The organism is Nostoc sp. CALU 1950 (assembly GCF_051172895.1).
Taxonomy (GTDB): domain Bacteria; phylum Cyanobacteriota; class Cyanobacteriia; order Cyanobacteriales; family Nostocaceae; genus Nostoc; species Nostoc edaphicum_A.
The window spans coordinates 1-2876 of sequence record NZ_JBDNJQ010000328.1; the positions used below are offsets into that span (position 1 = coordinate 1).

4 protein-coding genes are annotated in these 2876 nt (G+C 43.1%); 1 reads left to right on the top strand and 3 read right to left on the bottom strand.

What is annotated here, in order from left to right; all coding sequences use genetic code 11:
- Positions 1 to 297 precede the first annotated feature (297 nt).
- From ABF638_RS37545 to ABF638_RS37555, 3 genes are all read right to left on the bottom strand, one after another.
- A complete protein-coding gene (locus tag ABF638_RS37545) occupies positions 298 to 495 on the bottom strand; it encodes a hypothetical protein (protein ID WP_435027814.1) in 198 nt (65 codons plus the stop codon).
- Positions 496 to 500: 5 nt separating this feature from the next.
- Positions 501 to 956 (bottom strand): hypothetical protein, encoded by a 456-nt coding sequence (locus tag ABF638_RS37550; protein WP_435027815.1) that lies wholly within the window; start codon positions 954 to 956, stop codon positions 501 to 503.
- Positions 957 to 1264: 308 nt separating this feature from the next.
- Positions 1265 to 1405 carry a hypothetical protein gene (locus tag ABF638_RS37555; protein ID WP_435027816.1) on the bottom strand — a complete coding sequence of 47 codons (141 nt, stop codon included), beginning with the start codon at positions 1403 to 1405 and terminating at the stop codon, positions 1265 to 1267.
- Positions 1406 to 2383: 978 nt separating this feature from the next.
- Between ABF638_RS37555 and ABF638_RS37560 the strand changes: the two genes are divergently transcribed.
- Entirely contained in the window at positions 2384 to 2509 is a 126-nt protein-coding gene (locus ABF638_RS37560; RefSeq protein WP_435027817.1) for a hypothetical protein, read from the top strand.
- Positions 2510 to 2876: the final 367 nt, after the last annotated feature.

Below are 2876 nucleotides of genomic sequence, written 5' to 3' on the forward strand. Positions count from 1 at the left end.
TAACAGGTTATATAAGCTATCATGTCTGCAATGAGCTTTTAGATAACAGGTTTATATATGCGTTAACTAGTTAGTCGTAACCTGTTCATACTTGCATAACCTGTTAATAGTGCATATATCCACAATCATTGTCTAACAAGGGTTTCAGGTAATGGTTAGATTGGTAGATGAGTTTATAACAGTATATATGCATTATCATGTTACTACCTTAGCTAATATGTTATAAGTTTAATTTGCGTTATTAAACAGGTTAAAAGGTTTGCTTGACAGATTATAACAGTTTTACATAATAACAAGTTATTGATTTTGCCGTGTTTCCCGCGTTCGCGGTGGTGACGTTGGTGGTTTTTGACTGGCAACTGTGTTGCCGCGTCTCCCTTCTGCGATCGCTCTCCCAATTGCCAGCGCGGTTATCAGGTATTCGGCGTTCAGGCGGCGTGATGGGTGGTTATGACTGGCGACGGCGGCTTTGCCGCGTCTCCTGCTATGCCCCACAATAGTTATGCTTTGTTATTTTGGTCTGGCATAACTCCTATAAGCGCGTTTTCTATCTCATCAAGTGCTTTATCAAGCGCGTCTAACCGCTTGCGATTTTCCCACTCTTGATATGCGATCGCGACCTCTGAATCAGTTCCTAGCCCTGTGCTACTGCTGACCCTGCCTATGTGCTGGTGACAGGTATAGTCTGGGTTCTTGCCGCGCTTGACAATCCCTTTTAGCCTAGCTTTTGGGTTTCTCTTGAAAATTGGCTCGTTAGCTTGCCATTTTGCATACACATACCAATAAATTTCACCACCTTTTTTATACTGCTTTCGCACCTCATACTGATGAATCCAGACCCCAGGTTCAGACATTGGTGCATTGACTAACTGCTGTCTGATTTCCTTTAGTTGCTGAAGCTTCTCTATGATTTGGTCGATGCGTTCACCATTAGGGGTGCTAGAGGTGTCGGTCATGGCAGTTATAAAAGTTATGCTTATTGAAAATTTTAAAGCATAACTTCCATGACCGCGCTAGGCTAGGGGAGTTTGGCGGCCGCGTAACCATCCGCCAAGAGTGCGATTGCTCCTCTTGTTTTCCCAAAATCAAGAGAGAAAATCATCGCGCCCAGCCCTTTCCCAAAATTTATTCATTGGGTTTTTAGCAGCAATTTGAGTCACTGCTTTGAGCAAAGCCACTTAGTTAACTGTAGCGATCGCTAATCTCGGTCAAATAATTCCGATTAATCAGGTGTCAAATCGTTGTAGGCTGTGGATCACAGGGTCTACAGTCTGCCAATGAAAATAAATCGGCATGGACGGCTGGCTTGAGTAACTCTATGGTTAGCGTAGCTTGCCCCCATAGCGATCGCATCTCTGAGGCGGCTGGCAGCTACGCTCCATACCGCATCTATTTGGTTAGACATTTTTAATAACTAGTTTTGATATAAATAACAGGTTGCTGCAATCGACTATGGCTACCTAATGCCGCCAACTCTTGGAGACGCTGTGCGTAGCTTGCTTCCACGAAGTGGTACGGCATCGCCTACTCCCCACTCACGACCGGCACCGCTAAAATCTCGCGTCCACTGCTCCCATTTTTGGGCTAATTTACCCATGTGGACGTAAAACTGACATTTTGCCCGTATCCCTTACACAGCTTGCTTTTCGGCTGCGTCCACTGCCCCCCATTTATATATAAGATAGATAGTTGTAGCGAACTGCAAACATAAACGCTTCAAACCGCAAACAAGGCATTTTTGAAACCACAATAATTGCAAATAAGAGGGGTCTCAAAACCACAATAATTGCAAATGAAACCACAATCGCTGCAAACAAACCGCAAACATAATTTTGAAACCACATTAACTGCAAATAGGCTGTAATCTTTAGCCAGTATGGATTTTAGCTTTTTTTGGGACTCTTGGGATGAAACTGTCCAAATTAAAGAAAATTCATCATTACTTCAGTCTAAACTTAAGAGCCTTTACCAAGAGAAAGCAGCAGGTTAGTGGTACTTGCTCCCAAAAACCTAATTCATAATTAAATTGGACGGATACCGTTCAGATTAAACCACAACGTTCGGGCATAAGTGTTTGGCTAATTGGTTCATATAAATTGGACACTTAGAGAGCCATAAATGCTGTAACTCAATTCCCATAAGGGTTACGGCTTATTTGCAGTTAATGTGGTTTGAAAACCCTTGTTTGCAGTTTGAAAATTATGTTTGCAGTTTCATTTGCAAATAATGTGGTTTTGAGACCCCCCTTATTTGCAGTTAATGTGGTTTCAAAATCGCCTTGTTTGCGGTTTGAAGCGTTTATGTTTGCAGTTCGCTACAGATAGTCTGTGGACGTGAATATACCCCACTGGCTAATACTCATAATTATTGGGCTGCCAAGGCGATGCCGAAGGCGGCAAGCTACGCTCTCACTACCCCTGCCACAAACCCCGCGATCGCAAAATCCCGATTAATTCTCTACCAACTTACTGCTGCTAGCTTTTATACAATACTTGGTAGTCACCACTGAGAATAGTCGCATTTTGTATCAAGTTCTGATACCGTAGTCACGTCCTCTATATAAATAGATATTAACCATCATGACTACCAAATTCATCATGACTACCAGACCATGACTACCAAAACCCTAAATCTCCAATATATTTTTAGGCTATTGGGCCACCAGGGCAGGGCGATCGCTCCTACTCCCTCTACAGTAGCTTGACTGTATTGAACATTAGACATTAAACATTAGACATTAAACATTAGACATTAGACGTTAGGCGTTAGACGTTAGGCGTTGGGCGTTGGTCATTGGTCATTGGTCATTGGTCATTGGGTGTTGGGTGTTGGGTGTTGGGTGTTGGGTGTTGGGTGTTGGGTGTTGGGTGTTGGGT

Coding starts and splice junctions, on each gene's coding strand:
- ABF638_RS37550 (WP_435027815.1), bottom strand. CDS start 956: ATGACCGACACCTCTAGCACCCCTAATGGTGAACGCATCGACCAAATC.
- ABF638_RS37555 (WP_435027816.1), bottom strand. CDS start 1,405: ATGTCTAACCAAATAGATGCGGTATGGAGCGTAGCTGCCAGCCGCCTC.
- ABF638_RS37560 (WP_435027817.1), top strand. CDS start 2,384: ATGCCGAAGGCGGCAAGCTACGCTCTCACTACCCCTGCCACAAACCCC.